Annotated in this window: 21 protein-coding genes; 11 read left to right on the forward strand and 10 right to left on the reverse strand. The window is 59.7% G+C overall.

Annotated elements, in window-relative coordinates; translation table 11 throughout:
- Both HKX24_RS08575 and HKX24_RS08580 read left to right on the forward strand, forming a co-directional pair.
- Nucleotides 1-209: transposase (locus HKX24_RS08575; RefSeq protein WP_276153916.1), on the forward strand; the 209-nt coding region annotated here is incomplete at its 5' end.
- Between the two features lie 116 nt (nt 210-325).
- Nucleotides 326-520, forward strand: a complete 195-nt coding sequence (locus tag HKX24_RS08580) for a hypothetical protein (protein ID WP_271692151.1) — start codon at nt 326-328, stop codon at nt 518-520.
- A 302-nt stretch (nt 521-822) separates the two neighbouring features.
- On the opposite strand, the gene HKX24_RS08585 is transcribed toward HKX24_RS08580, so the two are convergent.
- Complete coding sequence (locus HKX24_RS08585) at nt 823-2865, reverse strand: TonB-dependent receptor (RefSeq protein WP_271692150.1); 2043 nt, start codon at nt 2863-2865, stop codon at nt 823-825.
- A gap of 201 nt (nt 2866-3066) precedes the next feature.
- Between HKX24_RS08585 and HKX24_RS08590 the strand changes: the two genes are divergently transcribed.
- From HKX24_RS08590 to HKX24_RS08615, 6 genes are read left to right on the forward strand one after another with little or no spacing between them, the layout of a single operon-like run.
- The gene (locus HKX24_RS08590) at nt 3067-4119 is read left to right on the forward strand and encodes a ChuX/HutX family heme-like substrate-binding protein (RefSeq protein ID WP_271692149.1); all 1053 of its coding nucleotides are present in this window, start codon (nt 3067-3069) and stop codon (nt 4117-4119) included.
- A complete protein-coding gene (locus HKX24_RS08595) occupies nt 4116-5003 on the forward strand; it encodes an ABC transporter substrate-binding protein (RefSeq protein WP_271692148.1) in 888 nt (295 codons plus the stop codon). Before HKX24_RS08590 ends, HKX24_RS08595 begins: the two co-directional genes overlap by 4 nt.
- 4 nt (nt 5004-5007) lie before the next feature.
- A complete protein-coding gene (locus HKX24_RS08600) occupies nt 5008-6075 on the forward strand; it encodes an iron ABC transporter permease (RefSeq protein WP_271692147.1) in 1068 nt (355 codons plus the stop codon).
- Nucleotides 6072-6854, forward strand: a complete 783-nt coding sequence (locus HKX24_RS08605; RefSeq protein ID WP_271692146.1) for a heme ABC transporter ATP-binding protein — start codon at nt 6072-6074, stop codon at nt 6852-6854. The genes HKX24_RS08600 and HKX24_RS08605 overlap by 4 nt, the downstream gene beginning before the upstream one ends.
- An 11-nt stretch (nt 6855-6865) precedes the next feature.
- On the forward strand, nt 6866-7615 hold the full coding sequence (locus HKX24_RS08610) for a ChaN family lipoprotein (protein ID WP_276153917.1): 750 nt from the start codon (nt 6866-6868) through the stop codon (nt 7613-7615).
- 10 nt (nt 7616-7625) lie between these two features.
- Nucleotides 7626-7952 carry an antibiotic biosynthesis monooxygenase gene (locus tag HKX24_RS08615; protein WP_271692144.1) on the forward strand — a complete coding sequence of 109 codons (327 nt, stop codon included), beginning with the start codon at nt 7626-7628 and terminating at the stop codon, nt 7950-7952.
- Between the two features lie 209 nt (nt 7953-8161).
- Here the strand turns inward: HKX24_RS08615 and HKX24_RS08620 are convergent, their stop codons facing one another.
- The 5 genes from HKX24_RS08620 to HKX24_RS08640 form a co-directional block, all read right to left on the reverse strand.
- Nucleotides 8162-8668, reverse strand: coding sequence for an MFS transporter (locus HKX24_RS08620; protein WP_271693848.1), 507 nt, complete (start codon nt 8666-8668; stop codon nt 8162-8164).
- 2 nt (nt 8669-8670) lie between these two features.
- Nucleotides 8671-9051 carry an MFS transporter gene (locus HKX24_RS08625; RefSeq protein ID WP_271692143.1) on the reverse strand — a complete coding sequence of 127 codons (381 nt, stop codon included), beginning with the start codon at nt 9049-9051 and terminating at the stop codon, nt 8671-8673.
- A 14-nt stretch (nt 9052-9065) separates the two neighbouring features.
- Nucleotides 9066-9371 (reverse strand): hypothetical protein, encoded by a 306-nt coding sequence (locus HKX24_RS08630; RefSeq protein ID WP_276153918.1) that lies wholly within the window; start codon nt 9369-9371, stop codon nt 9066-9068.
- A 770-nt stretch (nt 9372-10141) separates the two neighbouring features.
- A complete protein-coding gene (locus HKX24_RS08635) occupies nt 10142-11113 on the reverse strand; it encodes a hypothetical protein (RefSeq protein WP_271692140.1) in 972 nt (323 codons plus the stop codon).
- A 756-nt stretch (nt 11114-11869) separates the two neighbouring features.
- Nucleotides 11870-12121, reverse strand: coding sequence for a metal-sensitive transcriptional regulator (locus tag HKX24_RS08640; protein WP_271693847.1), 252 nt, complete (start codon nt 12119-12121; stop codon nt 11870-11872).
- A 221-nt stretch (nt 12122-12342) separates the two neighbouring features.
- Here HKX24_RS08640 and HKX24_RS08645 point away from each other — a divergent pair, with 221 nt between their 5' ends.
- Nucleotides 12343-13245 carry a DUF305 domain-containing protein gene (locus HKX24_RS08645; RefSeq protein ID WP_276153919.1) on the forward strand — a complete coding sequence of 301 codons (903 nt, stop codon included), beginning with the start codon at nt 12343-12345 and terminating at the stop codon, nt 13243-13245.
- Nucleotides 13246-13825: 580 nt separating this feature from the next.
- Nucleotides 13826-14239, forward strand: a complete 414-nt coding sequence (locus tag HKX24_RS08650; RefSeq protein WP_271692138.1) for a hypothetical protein — start codon at nt 13826-13828, stop codon at nt 14237-14239.
- 21 nt (nt 14240-14260) lie between these two features.
- Here HKX24_RS08650 and HKX24_RS08655 read toward each other — a convergent pair whose 3' ends face one another.
- Entirely contained in the window at nt 14261-14485 is a 225-nt protein-coding gene (locus HKX24_RS08655) for a hypothetical protein (protein WP_276153920.1), read from the reverse strand.
- 269 nt (nt 14486-14754) lie between these two features.
- Between HKX24_RS08655 and HKX24_RS08660 the strand changes: the two genes are divergently transcribed.
- On the forward strand, nt 14755-15609 hold the full coding sequence (locus HKX24_RS08660; protein WP_271692136.1) for an SDR family oxidoreductase: 855 nt from the start codon (nt 14755-14757) through the stop codon (nt 15607-15609).
- A gap of 98 nt (nt 15610-15707) precedes the next feature.
- On the opposite strand, the gene HKX24_RS08665 is transcribed toward HKX24_RS08660, so the two are convergent.
- Genes HKX24_RS08665 through HKX24_RS08675 form a run of 3 tightly spaced genes read right to left on the reverse strand, consistent with a single transcriptional unit; the run spans nt 15708 to nt 17307 of the window.
- Nucleotides 15708-16316 carry a hypothetical protein gene (locus HKX24_RS08665; RefSeq protein WP_276153921.1) on the reverse strand — a complete coding sequence of 203 codons (609 nt, stop codon included), beginning with the start codon at nt 16314-16316 and terminating at the stop codon, nt 15708-15710.
- Nucleotides 16316-16723, reverse strand: coding sequence for a cation transporter (locus HKX24_RS08670; protein ID WP_276153922.1), 408 nt, complete (start codon nt 16721-16723; stop codon nt 16316-16318). The genes HKX24_RS08665 and HKX24_RS08670 overlap by 1 nt, the downstream gene beginning before the upstream one ends.
- Nucleotides 16720-17307 carry a transporter substrate-binding domain-containing protein gene (locus HKX24_RS08675; RefSeq protein ID WP_271692133.1) on the reverse strand — a complete coding sequence of 196 codons (588 nt, stop codon included), beginning with the start codon at nt 17305-17307 and terminating at the stop codon, nt 16720-16722. Before HKX24_RS08675 ends, HKX24_RS08670 begins: the two co-directional genes overlap by 4 nt.
- Between the last annotated feature and the right edge of the window lie 173 nt (nt 17308-17480).

Consider the following 17480-nt stretch of genomic DNA (forward strand, 5'->3'; position numbering starts at 1 on the left):
ATATCCAACCCGGCAAGCCGCAGCAGAACGCTTATGTCGAGCGCTACAACCGGACAGTCCGCCACGAGTGGCTGGACTTATACATTTTCGAAAGCATTGAAGAGGTCCAGAAGATTGCCACCGAGTGGCTCTGGTCCTACAACAACGAACGCCCCAACATGGGCAACGGCGGGATGACCCCCGCCCAGAAATTGAGAATGGCTGCGTAAGTTCTACGATCGAGCCCCCATAAAAATGGGGGGATTACCCCCCTAACGAGATGCGCACCGCCAGGCCGCATACCTTTAACTATACAGATCCACGTTGTGTGAACTGCAGTGCTTTCATGACCAGCGAAGAAAAATATATGATGGATATGCTATGTCATTTGCGCAAAAATGCCGGTGCGAAGGCCCATCTGAGCGCCATGCTTTTGTGTGAAGGCAATGATCCGACCGCGCTTCTTGCTGCCGGGAGCAATCTTGTGGCCGTCATAAATGAACACTGTCTAGCGGACGTGCTTAAAGCCCAGCTACATTAACCCGAAATCAACCGGTTCATTGACAAAAACGGCGGTCCCAAGGGCATACTGACCATATTCCGACCTTGCGTTCGCAAAGGCGATCCCTTGAGCAACGGTCGAAACCGATAAGTGCGAACGTTGCGATAGAAGCGCCAGCATCGCGTGGACGAAGTCCGTGGGCGCAATTGACTTGTCTAAGTTGCACAGAAAGTACTGACACAACCCGTGGTCTGTCGGAAACTGAATGACCCGTCGTTTTACAATCTGCACGGTTCTTTTTGGGGTCCACTGCCGCCGTCGGCGACAGTGAACCTGATCATTTAAAAAGTTTTTGAAAGCGACACTTTGAACGTGCGACCCGGCGCCTTCCGGCTGGGCGACGACAGATGCCCAACGTAGTCTTCGTCAAGAACATTCTCTATTCCGAACCGGGCTTCGGTGCCAGCCAGCCAACCCTGCGCTTGGGGTTTCCATGTGGCGCGCAGGTTGTGGACCGTGCTGTCGGATAGGCTGCTGCCCGTCGAGTCGCGTCGATCCGAGCTATGAACAATTTCCCAACTCACATCGACGAAGTCGTTCAATTTCTTGCCCAGGGTCAATTGGGCCCGGTTCGCCGGTGAGTTGCGCCATGTGTTCGAGGTGCCATCCGGGTTATATTCGGTGCCCTCTCCCAGATGACCCGCAAAATCCAGATAGAACCCGTTATTCATACCATAGGAGGCTTCCACCTCGAAGCCGCGCGATTTGACGTGATCTAGGTCAGTTGAGGTCGAACCGGCCACAGTATAGCTGGTGATGTCCGACAGTTCCGTATGGTAAAAGTTGCCTCGAATAGTAAAGCTGTCGCCTCCGTCAAAGATGCCATTGCCAGTAAATTCTGCGCCCAGCTCGACGGTATGCGACTTCTCGGACATGCCGATGCGACGCTGTGCCGTTGCGCTGGTGCCAAGATCGTCAATGATCGGCAGGCCTTCGGTATAGGCCGCACTGCCGAAGACCGACAGGCCGTTGGCAAAGTCATATGCCAACGCCAAGCCCCCCATTACGGCGGCTTTGTCATAGCTGTTGGGCGCAGGTGATAGATTGACCGCACTGTCGATTTTCGAATGCTCGTAACGCAGCGCCGGAGTGACGGTAAATTGGCCCATGGTCATTTCATCCACGACAAAAAGCGCGACCCGATCATTGGTTCCACCGGGGGCGCCGGCGCCACTGTTATCCGCCCGAACGCGCCTTTGTGCTTCGACCCCGGCAAGCATGTCGTGCGACACCGACCCGGTATTGAACAGGGCTCGGTTTGTCACGGTTAGCTTGGTCGTTTCATAGCGCTGATCGGCGTTCACGGTTCCTACAAGGAAGGGAAAGCTTGGCGTTCCTTCAAGCGGTGATGAGCCGGGAATGTAGTCATATTCGATCTTCTGGTCCGCATGGGACAGGTTGGCGCGCAGATCAATCAGGTCGGACGCCGGGTCAAAGCGGTATTCGATTACTGTCTGCTCGGTCTCTGTCAGCCGGTCTACGTTGCCGAACATGCCGCCAGTCGTGTCGAACTGATCATAGGGTACATCTTTGTCATCTGCGACAGTGCTGGAATGGCTGAAAGTGACCGATTGATCGTCATTCTCGCCGAATGTGAACTTACCCTTGGCCAGATAGGAGGGGGTGCGGAATGCGCTATTGCCAATGGTACTCCCGTCACCGGCGGTCAGATCATTTTGATCGCGCAGAGAGTAGTTAAGCAGAAATTCTGCCCCTTCAGCAGGCATCCATGCGAGGTTTGTGGAGGTGACCCAGCTGTCCCCGTTGGTCCCGAACTCGAAAGTTTGGGAGCCGCCGAAGCCGGGCATGCCGCCCAGAAAATCGCTGGCGTCCTTGGTTTCCAGCTTCACGACCCCGCCAATGATACCAGACCCGTAGGCGAAACTGCCGATCGTGCCGCGCAGAACCTCGACCTCGCGATAGAGAAAGGGGTCGGTGAACAATTGTGTGCCAATCCGGTAGAGCTCTTCCGAACCGACCGAGGCGCCGTCAATCTGCACGGCAATCTTCTGATCGGTTCCGTAGGTCGTATTTGCGCCGAAACCGCGAATGTTGATCCCCGACCCTTGTGGCGTCGTACCGTTAACGAGCGTGACGCTCGGTACTGAATCGATGAGTTGGGCCACCGTACTGGCTTGCCGGTCTTTGATCTCCTCTTCCCCCACTACCGTACGTGACAAGGCGGTTCCAAAAGTGAGGTCCCGCTTACCCGGCGTTAAAACCAGCGTGCCGAGGAAGCCGGGATCGGAGTCTTGCGCTGCCAATGGAGCGGCAAGAGATAAGCAGACAAGCGCAGTTGTTCCGCGCAGAAGTGTTCTTGGCATTTGTGCCATCCTTTAACGGTGTCAGACCACGGCTGGCAAAGGCTGGCGGGGCGTATGTTGGGGAATTTTTGCCGCGATGTATCGCGGCGCCTTGCTCAATTAATATTAACCGACTAAATTAGTCAAGATTAATGATCTAGCTACGCACCGTATCCTTCCGGACGCAGCCAACCCATCACTTGAGAGCATCCGAGGATACTAATGACCCATCAAGACGCGATTAGTCCGGCCAGGATTCGACGTTTCCAGTCTGACAACCCAAAGCTGCGCGCCCGCGACGCGGCAGAGGCTCTGGGAATTCCAGAAGCGCGCCTCGTGGCCGCCGCCGCGGGGCAGGGCGCTACGCGCATTGCGGCACATCCCGATCGCCTAATTCCCGCCGCGGAAAAACTAGGTGAGGTTATGGCATTGACCCGGGTGGCGGCCTGCGTCCACGAAAAGATCGGGGAGTACGGCGACTATCACCCCGGTGCTCATGCCGCGATGACGCTGACCGAAAATATTGATCTGCGCATCTTCCCCTCTCATTGGTGTCATGCCTTCGCCGTCGAGATCGAGACCGACGAGGGGCCGCGCCGGTCCTTCCAAATCTTTGACGCAGCGGGCGACGCGGTTCACAAGATCCATCTGCGTCCGGGCTCGCGGCACTGTGCCTGGGCCGAACTGGTCGCCGAACTGGCCTTGGAGGATCAATCGGCCCGTCAGCATTTGCTGCCCCGCGCACCCGTGGAGGGGCCGAAATCACGGCCCGACAAGCGTGACGTTCTCTGCGCGGAATGGGCCAAGCTGACGGATACCCACCAGTTTCTGACCCTGTGTTCGAAGCTCAAAATGAACCGGCTTGGCGCCTATCGGATCGCCGGTGCGCCTTGGGTGCGTCGCTTGGACCCGAAGGCCGCTGACACGATGTTGAGGGCCGTGCGCGAGGCGGGTATCGAGGTAATGATCTTTGTCGGCAACCGCGGCTGCATCCAGATTCACACAGGGCCGATTCACGAATTGCGCCCCATGGGGCCTTGGCAGAACGTGATGGACCCGGGTTTCAACCTGCACCTCAGGCTCGACAAGGTCGCCGAGGTCTGGGCCGTCGAAAAGCCGACGCGGCGCGGGGCTGCGATTTCGGTCGAGGCTTTCGACGCCGAGGGCGGGATCATCTTTCAGGTCTTCGGGGTCGGCAAGGAGGGACGCGACTCGCGCCCTGTTTGGGCTAACATCGTTTCCGGTTTGCCGTCCTGCGCGGAGGTGCCCGCATGATCCGTCGTATATTCAAGGGGGCAGGCGGGTTGGTTGCCATCGGTGCCGCTGCCTTTGCGCTTTCCGCCAGCGCAGAGCAAAATGCGGCTTCAGGAAACGTCGATGCCGACGTGCTGTCGATCGGTGGCTCAGTGACTGAGATCGTCGTTGCACTCGGAGAGCAGCACCGGTTGAAGGCACGCGACACGACCTCTACCTATCCGCCCGCAGTTGCCCAATTGCCGGACGTAGGCTACATGCGCGCGTTGTCGCCCGAAGGCGTCCTCTCGGTCGATCCGGCGCTGATCCTATCGGAAGAGGGCGCTGGCCCGCCCGAGGCGCTTGACGTGATCCGCGCCGCCGATGTCGCCTTCGTCGAGGTGCCAGATGCGCTGAGCCCCGATGGGATTCTGCAAAAAATCGAGGTGATCGGCGCAGCGCTTGATGTGCCGGACAAGGCGGCCAGACTTTCGGCCGAGGTCAGCGCCGCGCTATCAACCGCGATGGCCGATGCCGCGCGCCCGGAGGGCGAAAAGAAGCGCGTCCTTTTCGTACTGTCGACGCAGGGGGGCCGGATCAACGCTTCTGGCACCGGCACGGCCGCCGATGCACTCATCCGGATGGCTGGTGGGGTGAACGCGATAGGTGATTTCGAGGGCTACAAACAGGTTTCCGACGAGGCGGTGGGACAGGCTGCGCCCGATGTAATTCTGATGATGGACGGCGGCGGCGACCATGGCGTGGCAGATGATGAGTTGTTCAACATGCCCGCAATCCGGATAACCCCGGCGGCACAAAGCCGGTCGGTCGTGCGGATGAACGGCTTGCTTATGCTGGGGTTCGGCCCGCGTACAGCCGAGGCTGTCAACAGCTTGAACGCAGCGCTGTACGGCGGCGGGAACTGAAGCCGTGGTATCGACATCGGAAACCTTTACTGTTCCGGCAGACCGGCTGCACCGCGCCCGCAAACTGCAACTCGCGCTCGTGCTGGCTCTCGCGTTGGTTAGCGTTCTAAGTCTTCAGGTGGGGCCAACCGACGTCAGCCTTACGGCCGTGCTGGGCCATCTCGTCCGTAACGAGGGGCTCTCGCAGTTGGAGGCGGTGGTTCTGTTCGACATCCGCCTTCCGCGCTTGGCGATGGGGCTTATGGTCGGGGCTGCGTTGGCAGTCTCGGGAGCGGCGATGCAGGGGCTGTTCCGCAATCCGCTGGCCGATCCGGGGATCGTCGGCGTAGGCGCCGGCGCCGGGCTGGGCGCGATCCTTGCGATCGTTCTTGGCGCGTTGCTGCCGGGCTGGGTCATTGACCAGACCGGCAACCAGCTTGTGCCTTTCGCCGCCTTTCTGGGCGGTTGGGGCTCAACGCTGCTGCTGTACCGGGTGGCAACGCAGCATGGTCAAACTTCGGTGGCGACCATGCTCTTGGCAGGCATCGCCCTTGGCGCGCTGGCCGGTGCATTGTCGGGTATTCTTGTCTACATGGCAGATGACCAGCAATTGCGCGACCTGTCCTTCTGGGGATTGGGCTCGCTTGCCGGGGCCAGCTGGGCCAAGGTGCTCTCTGCTGGGCCACTCATCTTGCTGTCACTCGGTGCGGCGCTGACGTTGGGGCGGGGTCTCAACGGCTTGGCATTAGGAGAGGCAACGGCGGCCCACATCGGCATTGATGTGCAGCGGTTGAAATCAATCGCAATTCTGGCCGTCGCTGGTGCCACCGGCGCGGCGGTGGCTGTCTCAGGGGGGATTGGCTTTATCGGCATTGTGGTGCCGCATCTGCTGCGTCTGGCCTCGGGGCCCGATCACCGAACCTTGCTGGTCAACGCGGCGCTCTTGGGGGCAATCCTGCTCATCTGTGCCGATGTCATCGCCCGGGTGGTTATCGCGCCAGCCGAATTGCCTATTGGCATCGTGACCGCGGTGCTGGGGGCGCCTGCTTTTCTGTGGATACTGCTGAAGCGACGGGGGTTGGTAACGCAATGAGCCTGATTGCCGAAAACATAGAGGTCTCCTACGGTTCGCGGATTGCCCTGCGAGGTGTAAGTCTCGACGCACAGCCCGGAGAGATCACCGCGATCGTGGGCCCAAACGGTTCGGGCAAGTCCACCCTGCTAGGCGCGATCACGTCCACACTGCCCTATTCGGGCAACGTGCGCCTGAACGGACGCGATATTGCCACGCTGAAACCATGGGAACTGGCCGCGCAACGCGCTGTCCTACCACAAGCCTCAACGTTGGCCTTTACCTTCACCGTGCTCGAAGTCGTTCGGCTGGGGCTGCAATCGGGGATCGCAGGCGCGCGCGATGACGTTCCGATGCGTGCCTTGGCGCGCGTGGGTCTGTCGCATTACGCAGACCGCAGTTTTCATGAACTGTCTGGCGGTGAAGCGCAGCGGGTCATGCTGGCGCGGGTTCTTGCGCAGGTTTGGCTACCCGTTGCCGAAGGGCAGCCACGTTGGCTCCTGCTGGATGAGCCGGTGTCGAGCCTCGACATCGCGCATCAATTGCAGGTGATGGAAATTGCCCAAGATTTCGCACGCGCCGGGGGCGGCGTGATCGCTGTCATGCACGATCTGAACCTCACTGCGCTTTTTGCCGATCAGGTGGTGATGCTGTCGAACGGTTCTCGCCTCGCCTGCGGCGCACCGGGCGCGGTTCTCACGGATCAGACCCTGTCAGCCGCCTACGGGTGCAGCCTGAGAGTCTCCACCCCACCGGCAACCGGCTTACCCTATATTTTGCCCCACGCGGCATCGGCTTGAAAGGCCCCCTTATGCGACTAGTCGTTCTGCTTTTTGCTCTCGTTTTGCCAAGCATGTCCCGTGCCACGCCCGATATCGTGATATTGGGGGAGGTTCACGACAATGCGCAGGCTCATTTAGGGCAGGCTGAGGCACTCAGAGACTTGCGACCGAGCGCCGTGGTCTTCGAGATGTTGACCGAAGCCCAGGCCGCCCGCGCTGACGCTGACCGCAGCCAGATTTCCAGTGCCTGGGAGGAAAGTGGCTGGCGCGACTTTCCAATCTATGCGCCGATTTTCGAGGCGCTCGGCAAGGCGCGTATCATCGGTGCCGCAGTGCCCCGCGCGACGTTGCGCGCGGTTTATACCAACGGCGCAGAGGCGCATTTCGGCCCAGAGGCGACCCGATATGGTCTGCACGAGGCGTTGCCTGAGCCGGAAAAGAAGCACCGCATGAAGCTGCAGTTTGAAGCGCATTGCGAGGCCATGCCGTTCGAGATGATGGAGGGTATGGTCACAGCGCAGCGCTTTCGCGATGCGGCTTTCGCGCGCGCGGCGCTTTCCGCGCTCGAAACCTACGGCCCTCCCGTTGCCGTGATCGCAGGCAACGGCCACGCTCGTATCGATTGGGGCGTTCCTGCAATGATCGCGCGAGCCGCGCCCGGGGTCACGACCCATGCTATCGGTTTCGTTGAGGGTGATACCGACGTTCCTTTCGACGAGATCCGTATCGTTCCGACCGTAGATCGCGACGATCCCTGTCAGTCACTTAGAACTGAATAAGGAGTCCCATTTGTATTTAGCTATGAACCGTTTCACTGTGCTTTTGAAGAATGCCGCCGAATTCGAGGACCTTTGGCTTTCCCGTGAGAGCAATCTGCAAGAAATAGACGGTTTCCTGTCGTTCCACATGCTAAAGGGACCTGAGGTTGACGACTCTATTCTATACGCCTCACATACCATGTGGGAAGGTTTGGAGCATTTTCGGGCATGGACCACCAGCGCGCAATTCCGGAACGCGCACGCCCGCGCCGGGCAGGGGCCCAAGCTGTTTGAAGGTCCACCCCAGTTTGAGGGTTTTACCGCGCTTCAAAAGATCGAAGCGTTGCAACCGCTGTAATGCTGACAGGTTGCAACAATGGTGCAGAACTCGGCTGGATGAATTGGCGTGTCTATTTAGTCACCAGCAGAATTCTTGAGGGTTAAGGGTAAGGCGATAGGTATTTTTGCAGCACGTATGGGGCTGGCGGGGCATTACTGGCTGATTTGGGGATAATGTCGCATTGCCGCAAGGCAGCTTCGAGCCCGAAGCGGACCCATACCAACGGGTCAGAGCCGGGTACGCCGCGGTTTTCGCATAGCGATAAATATCATCGCGACAGCTGAAATGCCCGCCCCGACAAGAAATGGTGTTGCCGATCCCGTGCTGTGCCAGAGCCACCCGGCAAGCGTATTCCCCAGAAGCACGACCAGGCCGGTCACAAGATTGAACGTTCCAAATGCGCTGCCCTTCAGTTGGTCCGGCGTCGCGGCAGCGATTATGGCGCCCAGCAATCCTTGCGAGAACCCCATGTGCAGACCCCAGAAGACGGTGCCGAGAACATAGACCCAGGGGGTCATGGCAAGAGCAAGCGTCAGATGCGCCGCGACCAGGAATCCAAGGCTCCAGATCAGCAGACCCGAAGTCCCCAGCCTGTCCGAGAGCCTGCCGACTGGAAATGCCGTCAGGCTGTAGGCCGCATGCATGACAACGAGGGACAGTGGAACCCAGGCCGGCAAGAAACCGGCCTCGAGGGCCTTCAGCAGCACGAAAGCCTCGCTGAACCGCGCCAGCATGATCACAGAGGCCAGTCCGATTGCACCCCAGACTGCACGATTGAGCCGGAGGCATCGGCAATCCGGAAGTCACCGCGCTTCATTGGATGGGTTTGTGCTGGCTCCTTCACAAGGAAGACCAGCACAATCATGCAGAGCGCCGCGGGGAGAACGGCAATCCAGAAAACTGACTGAATGTCGCCTGCGAATGCGATCATGCCCGCGACCGCGACGAGCGACCCCAGGAAGCCGCCGAGGGCATCGAGCGACTTCCGCAACCCGAAGCTCGCGCCGCGGATCTCCGGCGGGCTGGCGGCGGCAACTAATGCGTCGCGCGGCGTGCCCCGAATGCCCTTGCCGACCCGATCCATGGCCTTCGCCAGAACGATCTGGTCCAGGCTCATCGCCCAGGGAAAGATCAGGCGGGACAGCGCTCCAGTCCATAGCCCAGAACCGCCAACGGCTTCGCACGTCTGCTGACATCGGCCAGCACGCCGGAGAGGAACTTGGACAGTGTGGCGACCGCCACAGACAAGCCCTCTATGAAGCCGATCGCCAGAGCCGACGCGCCCAGACCACCGGCAAGATAGAGCGGGAGCAGCGCATTGATCATCTCCGAGGAGACGTCCATCAGCAGGCTCACGAAACCCAGCATCCAGACAGTGACGGGCACAGGTAGGCGTTTCGGGACAGCGTTGTTCCGTTCGGACGCAGAGAAAGTCATGGTAGCTCCAGGAAAGGTGCATGTCCTCAAAGCACGCGCGCGCCTAACAAATCAATGGCAGCTTCGTCCCTCTCAGCGGACCTTGCTGCACCACGCAGCGAAGGGCGAAAAAATTCGCATAGCTTGCCTCCGCAAAATGAAAGCCGCCGAGATAGATTCTACGCTACTATCAATAGTGTTAAACTCTCACTGCTGAAACTGTGGATCGCTAGTTCATCGGATCGAAAACCGCTTTTACGTTTAACGATTTTACGATAAACTTCTAAAATTAAGTGAAATGCGGCTTTATGACATCGCTGGGAACCGGCTCTACCTCAGCATTTTAGTGAACGTTTGTTCAATCAAGTTAAGAAAGGGTGGCAGTCAAGGCCGATAAGTTGGAGGCTCGATTTGCTAAAATATCTTTCTGCCATTGCTTTTTTCATATTGTCCGGGGCACTGGTTGTTGTCGTATCGAGCTCGATATCGCCTAGAGTGCCGGAAACCTTTCAATGGGTTCGGATGCTGTTCACCTTCGGATTGTTTGGGTTGATTGGTTTTGTCTCGGCTAGAATAATAAGGGGAAACTAAGGTTTTCCATCTCGTATGCTCAGTTCCAGCGAGCTTCAGTTTCCTTTTGGTTAACAGGCTCAGCTCTCGCCGGTAAGTCCGCATTGCAGTCATCAGCTCCGTCAAAATGCTGCGCTTCAATGCCAATGTCCGCTTCGGAGAACGCCGCAACGCCGCGCTTGGTCATACGGTCAACGGCCGGTTTGACGGTCAGCCTCAGCTTATACGGGGCCTCCATTCAGGAACGATATGATTGCGTCAGAAACATCCTTGTGGATCGCCCGGCGTGCGTCCAAAGAACCACCACAGATCGATGCATCACCTTCTTCCTCCATCAGGATCTTCGGTCCGGCGACCGTGCAAGCGGCGAAGCCATCGAATGCCGACGCTTGGGGCATGACAAGGGACGGAGCCGGCTGACCATCAGCCAATGTGCGCGCGAGCTCGCCAAGGGAAATCGATAGCGCCCGAACATCCGCCGGCGTTGAGCCCAAGTCTTCCGAGTATTCCGGGTTTATCGCTATGACCGAAGTCACACGGGGGTCCCGCGCCATCCCGGCAAGGCCGTCCGGATTGGTGGCCGACATGTCGACACCTTGGGCAGCAAACCACCCGCAATCCGGTCCGGGCTGCTCTCTTTCCGGCGCGCAAGAGTGAAGGTAGCCGGTGACATCCAGCTCCGCTCCGCCGACGGACAGGGCAGCGGTCGCGCCAAGTGCAAATCCTGCGACTGACACCGTGGTTTCATCAATTCGCGGCCCCCAGGTTGAATCGGCCAGCACCAAGTCAATCGCGCGGCTGATATTCTGTGGTCTTTGCCAGATTTCGTTCACAGCAGCTTCGGCGTTGTCCGGGCGCTGCGCATTGACTTCGGCCACAACAAAGCCTGCCCGTGCAATGGAGGAACTGAGCCAAGCACCCGAGTCGGTCGCGGACCGCAGGCCGCCATGTGATAGGATGACCAGCGGAAGCGAGCTTTGCGTGAACTCCGCATTTGGCGCTGCTGCAACCCCTTCGAAAACAGGATTTCCGCCGACAGTGCCTGATGATTTTTCCTCAGACGGATACCAGATCGACACGGACAGAGGGAGCCCGTTTTCGGATGTGTCCCGGAGATGGGCCAGCCCCGGAACGGTTTGGGCAAGAGAAGGCCCTGCGGCCAGGATCAGAGCCAACGACAGACTAAATTTCATTCCGGAACTCCCCGTGCGGGCCAAAAGACTATGCTACTTTATCATGGGCCTACTGAAAAAGGGCAATGACCGCTCTGGGCGGGGAGCTGACCTTTAGGTGCCCGATCTTTCTGCCAAATGCCACCGATGTCCGGTTTGGCGAGGCTGCGTCGCAACGCGGCCTGTCGGACGAATGACGGCATAGGGCCGGAAGCGTCGGTCTTCGTCGCGCCCGACGACCATGATAATTAACTGATGGCATCGCTAATCACCTATGGCTTCAGCGCTGAGCAAGGCGGTTGTAGATGCGGAAAGTTTTAGTGGCAAAAAATGACCCGCCGTGGTGGCAGGCCAGCTGGCGCCAACGATTTCCGACATCAACTAAATCAGTGCTTTAGGTATAGGTCGGTGGCAGATCGCGCCTGGCCGTTTCGGAAGCGCTCGGTTTTATAAACTGTCGAAAAATGAGTTTGCGGAATGCCGATCCCAAAGGGTCGGCATTTTGCGTTGTAATTCAGGGGGCTGAACGCACAGCCTGCCATCCGTTCCGAATTTCACGGGCAGCACATCGTCGTCTTTCGGCGCCAGAGGACCGCGGTTTCAATCGCCGTGGCCCCTTCCTGCAAACGCCAAACAACGCTAAAAGCTGAGGGGGTGATCCCAGATGGATTTCAGCCACAACACCACTTGACCGTCGCGGACCTTGGCCCGGAGCGCAAAGGCAAGTTGAAAATTCCGTTGATGTCGCCGCCTGCAAAGCCCTAAACCGCTGCCCCTTCAATCCCGCGCCTTCTCCAGCGACGCAACCAACTCACGGAACTTCTGCCGCTGCTCCTCACGGTCGCCGGAGAGGATCGCCTCTTCCATACAGTGGTTGGCGTGATCTTCGATCACCAAGCGCTCCACGGCGCGCAGGGCCGAGCGGACGGCGGCGGTTTGCACCAGTACGTCGACGCAATAGCGCCCCTCGTCGACCATCCGCGTGACGCCGCGCAATTGCCCTTCCAGCCGCGCCAGCCGCTCGAGGATCGCTGCCTTGTTCTGCTTCCACGTCTGATGCCTCCACCCATCGGAACTAAGACGACCGTCGCCGGTTCACATTCCACATGGGGGTATCTGGGGCCGCCTCACTCGCATTCTGCCGGCGCGTTCCAAAAGCCCCCATTGGCTCTGGCGATCATAGCCTCCCCGGCCCTTGATTGCCACGGAGCCAAACCGCTTCGCGCATAGAGTTGATAAAGGAGACACCCATGTCCTATTGGCGTTTCGCCGCAATGATCGCGACCTCCACCATCGTGATGTTTGGCCTGATGTACCTCAACACCTACGCGTTCGAACATGTCTTCTTCAGTGAAACGCGGACCTATATGGCGCTGTTGATGGGGGCCGTGATGGCGGTCATCATGCTTAGTTTCATGTTGTCGATGTATTCGAGCAAAGCCATCAACATCGCCATCTATATCGGCTCCATCGTGGTCTTCGCGCTCACCCTATGGCTGGTCCGCAGCCAAGTTACCGTCGGCGATACCAGCTATATGCGCGCTATGATTCCGCACCATTCGATCGCAATCATGACCTCTGAGCGGGCTGAGCTTTCCGACCCACGCGTGCGCAAACTGGCCGATGACATCATTGCGGCACAGCGCAAGGAAATCGCCGAGATGCGCAGTCTGATCGCCGATATCGAAGAGAAAGGCGATGCGGTCGACCCCGAGCTTGGCAAAGCAGAAGGTGCGGCGGAGGTCGGCACGGTGGAAGAGGCTCTGTTATCGGCGGACGTGGCCGCGGTCGACCCGGCGGCGTTGACCGCAGAGGATGTAGACAGCTTGCTGGGGGCTGAGGCCGCCTGTCAGTTCAGCCGCACCAACGAAGGCGATCCGAGCCTCGTGATGGCGGGCACCACCGGGGGCATTAAATTGTCGGGCACCTTGATTGAAATGCAATCCAATGAGAGCATTGACCAAGCCGCCCTTGCCGATGGTGCGGGCTTCACCACCGATGGCGTCGACGTGACCGTTTCCCCCCTCGCCGGGGCGGAATGGACCGATACGGACGGCGACCTGAGCCGCTCGGAAGCCGAGTTAAAATTTCACCTCGACCGGGGACTGACCGTTGGCTACCGCGGATTCTTGGACTGCAAGAGCGAGATGTAACGGGTCGGAAGGGGCAGGTCGGATGGGTGCCCTCCCTTCGGCCACGACTTGCGCAATCTCGCTCCCTCCCAATAGGGTGAGCCCAAACGCGGAGTGCCCAGAGTGACAGCCAGCCTCATAATCGGGATCATCGGCTTCCTGCTGCTGTCACTTTCGCAGCGCGGGGCCGCTTCTGGCGCAGGGTCAAACTTGCGGCTTTGCGCCGCTCTTTGCTGGTTGCCGTTGTGTTTCGGGCCCTTCGTGGCAATTTCGCATATCGTTTTCGAGGCTACGCCGGAATGGCTCTATTGGGTCGGATGGCTGGTGATCGCGCTTCTTGGCGTATCGGTCTGGCGGGCGTCCTCGGGCGCGGTGGAAAGCGCAGGACTACTGACGCGGGTTTCTCTTGCTCTCGGCCTATGCCGTCGCCCCGCAGCCAGGTAATTGGCGGGTCGGGGGAATGATCGCAATTCTGACCGCTGCGGTGCTTTTGTTTTTGGCGAGCGTCTGACCTTGTACCTCGCCTGCGAACTTGGAAAAGACCTTGCACACGGGCAAAGTATGTTAACCTTGCGCTATTGGAACCGGTGGGACGCCGCGAGTGGACGATATCGCCGAGGTGCTGAAAATCGGCCAGCAGGGGGATGACCATCTGCTGGGCAACCGGGGCGACGATCAGCTTTCCGGCAGGGAGGGGCAAGACCAGCTAAACGGCGGCATCGGGCATGACACGGTCGTCGGCGGGGCGGGGTCAGACACCGTCACGGGATGGACCGGCGATGACGTTTTCGGCTTTTCCGAGGGCGAAGTGGCCACGGGCGATATCATCACCGACTTCGCCCCCGGCGTCGACGTGATCCAGCTCTCACTGTCTGGCATCAGGGGGCTCGATGATCTTGAAATCACGGCGCGAGAGGGCGGTGTTGCGGTCGGCCTCGGCGCGCATGGGGTGATCTTTCTGCAAGGCGACCTGACGGAAAGCGCGGTGGCTCAGAATCGGAACTTCGTATTCTAACCGGCCACGCGCAGCCCGCTATCAATAGGTCGCGGGCGGATCGCTGGCGGGGAAGGATTCGTCGACCGCCTCATCCACGATATTCCATTTGCGGGGTGGGTCGATCATCTCGCGCGGGCCCGCGACGCGGACGTGGTCTCGCGCGTGGTCATATGCCACCGCCCTTTGGGCGCGGGACTGGCGGTTCATCAGATAGGCGAGGCTCGCGGCACCGGCGCCGAAGATCAGCAATGCGCTCATTCGCATGGGGTATACTCCTTCTCAAGGTTACCTGAAAAACCATGGGGCTGATGCTTGGTTCCTTGGCCCGCCTTTGATTGGCGGGGGCTTGCCACCGCTGGAAGGGGCGACGCGGAAAGGCGACCGGCCCCTGAGCGCAACACCCGTGATGCGCGAAATTTCTCTCATCCCGCTGCCGCGCTGAAACCAGACCGGCAAAGCGATCATTGCCCCTTTGTAACCCTAGTTTTTTGAACGCCCCGCCCGCGTGGGGCCACAACAGATAGGAATGCACCATGACAGATCAGAATTTTGATGCCCTCGACAGCCCGCAGAGCCAGCCCGGGCGGGAGCATAAGATGGACCCCGCGCCCGATTATACCCCGCGCTACCCCGGTTCCGACCGGCTCAAGGATAAGGTGGCGCTGATCACCGGGGGCGACAGCGGGATCGGCCGCGCCACGGCGCTGCTCTATGCGCGTGAGGGGGCGGATGTCGCCATCGTCTACCGCAACGAAAGCCGCGACGCGGAAGAGACCAAGCGTTTGGTCGAGGCCGAGGGCCGTCGGGCGCTGTTGCTGGAGGGCGATGTCGGTGAGAAAGCCTTTTGCAAAGATGCCGTAAGCCGCACGATGGAGAGCTTTGGCAAGATTGACATTCTCGTCAATGATGCGGGCGAACAGCACGCGCAGGAAAGCCTCGAAGACATTGAAGAAGCGCAGATCGAACGCACGTTCCGCACCAATATCATCGGCATGATCCTGATGACGCAGGCAACGCTGCCGCATCTGAAAAAGGGCGCGCGGATCATCTGTGTCACCTCGATCACCGCCTATAAGGGTCAGGACCTACTGCTTGACTATGCGTCGACTAAAGGGGCGATCCTGTCCTTCCTGCGGGCCATGGCGAGCAAGCTGGCGCCCAAGGGTATTTTGGTCAACGGCGTGGCCCCGGGGCCGATCTGGACGCCGCTGATCCCGGCCTCCTTCCCGGCGGATAAGGTCGAGGAATTCGGCGAAAACACCCCCCTTGGCCGCCCCGGTCAGCCGAATGAGGTGGCCCCGTCGCTGCTGTTCCTCGCCTGCGAGGATTCGTCTTATATGAGCGGGCAGGTGTTGCACCCGAACGGCGGCACGTTGGTCGGCGGATAAGCCAGATGAATGTTGCCCCGCGTGCGATGGCGCGGGGCAAAGTCGATGCGGGGGCGTGGCTGTAGGTCAGTTTTAAATTGGACGCGATGCGCCCCCGGTCACCCCACCGGACGCCGCCGGGCGCCGGACCGCAGCGGCAGAGTGCCGTCATCCGCCCCTTCAATCGTGACCGACTCCGCAATCTCGGTCCGTGGCATGATCGAGATGTCGTGAATGCGCCAATGCAGGTCGAGCAGTTCGGCCTCCGCCGCCTCGACCCTCTCGGGCGTGCCGCCGTTTTCATGCGCTACGACATAGATCGTGCCGGTCAGAAAGCGCCCTTCTTCGCGCAGGCGCAGGCGGCTTTCGCGGACCCATGGCAGCGCGTTGAAAGTATTCTGCACCTCTTCGATCAGCGGGTCGAACTCTTTATCCTCTATCGTGCGCGGCATCTCATCGCTGAGGTCCCGGATCGCCGCGCCGGTGTGTTTGAAACCGTCGTGCAGCACGTCCAAGGCGATCACGATGGCCGCGACCGCATCGGCCCACCACCAGCCCATCCCGATCCCAAGGATGCCCACGATCCCGGCAAGCCCTGTCATCCAATCCGCCTTGTTCATCATGGCATCGGCATAGAGCGTTTTGTCATGGAGGATCTTGGCGGGCTTCATTTTCAAGTGGCCGAAAATGACCGGCATCACGACGCTATAGGCCAGCGCCGCGATCATCACCCAGCCAACCAAATGGTGGTGCCGAAAAGCTCGACACTGCCGATGGTGGGGTGCTCCTGCTTGAACAGTGCGATGGAAGAGTCGACGATAAGAAAAATTCCGACCCCGCCGAGCGACACGGCGCTGATCAGATAAGCGATTGATGTGACGCGGATATAGCCCAGTGGGAAACGGCGGTTGGGCTTCCATCCTTCGATCCACGAGCCAACCAGAAAGGCAATGGGCGGCACGAAGCTGAGCAGGTCTTCGATCCAAGCGGTTTTCATCGCTTGGCTGCTGCCCACTGCAAAATAGATCGCTGCCACGATCGACCCCAAGACCGCGATCCAAATGACCTCAAGCCAACGCGCGCGGTGCAGCGCCTTTTTCTGCGCTTCGGGCATGGTGCGGATGGAGCGGGTCATGGGGCGGATGCGCGCAAACGCGCCCCGATGGTTCCGGCCTCATCTCGAAGAAAGCCTTCGATCTCCATCAGCCAAGCGTTCTCGCCCTGCTGCACGGCAACGACATGCTGCGCCCGCTGTAGCGTGGTTTCGGTGGCGGTAAGGTCTTTCTCATCAAGTTGCCAATGGGGGACGGCGGCGAGGTTGAGACCTTCCGCCCATTGATCCACCGGAATGCCGCCTTCCTTTTCAACCAGCGCGGCAAGGGGCAGGTGGGGCGGTACGAAAACGCGTTGGCCTTCGATGTCATGGGGCAGGGCGTCTGGCCCCCGGCTGCCGATGACGAAGGACTCCTCGAAATAGGCGTAACTCGGCGCGGCACCTTTTACCGGGGTCACGTCCTTGCGGGTGAAACCCCCGATGGCAAGGTCGATGTCGCCCTTTTCCAACCCCTCCAACGCTGCGAAGGCGCCGAGGTGCTTCCACTCGATGGCCACCCCCAAGGCTTCGGCAAAGGCGCGGGTCAGATCGGCTTCGACCCCCTGTGGCGGCTGGCCGTCTGCCAGCACGACCCATGGTGGGTTTTCCGATACCGCAACGGCCATTTTCTGGTCTGAGAGAACGGTTTTGAGGGTGTCTTCCACATCCCGAGGGAACCGCAGGTCGTCGCAAGCGGCGAGCAGGCTTAGGGCAGCGAGGGGGATCAAAACTTTCAAAACAATTGAATTGTCCACGCCTTTGGCACCATGCGGCGTAGTTTCGCGGGGCGTCATTACAT

Source organism: Sulfitobacter sp. M85 (assembly GCF_029285915.1).
Lineage (GTDB): Bacteria > Pseudomonadota > Alphaproteobacteria > Rhodobacterales > Rhodobacteraceae > Sulfitobacter > Sulfitobacter faviae.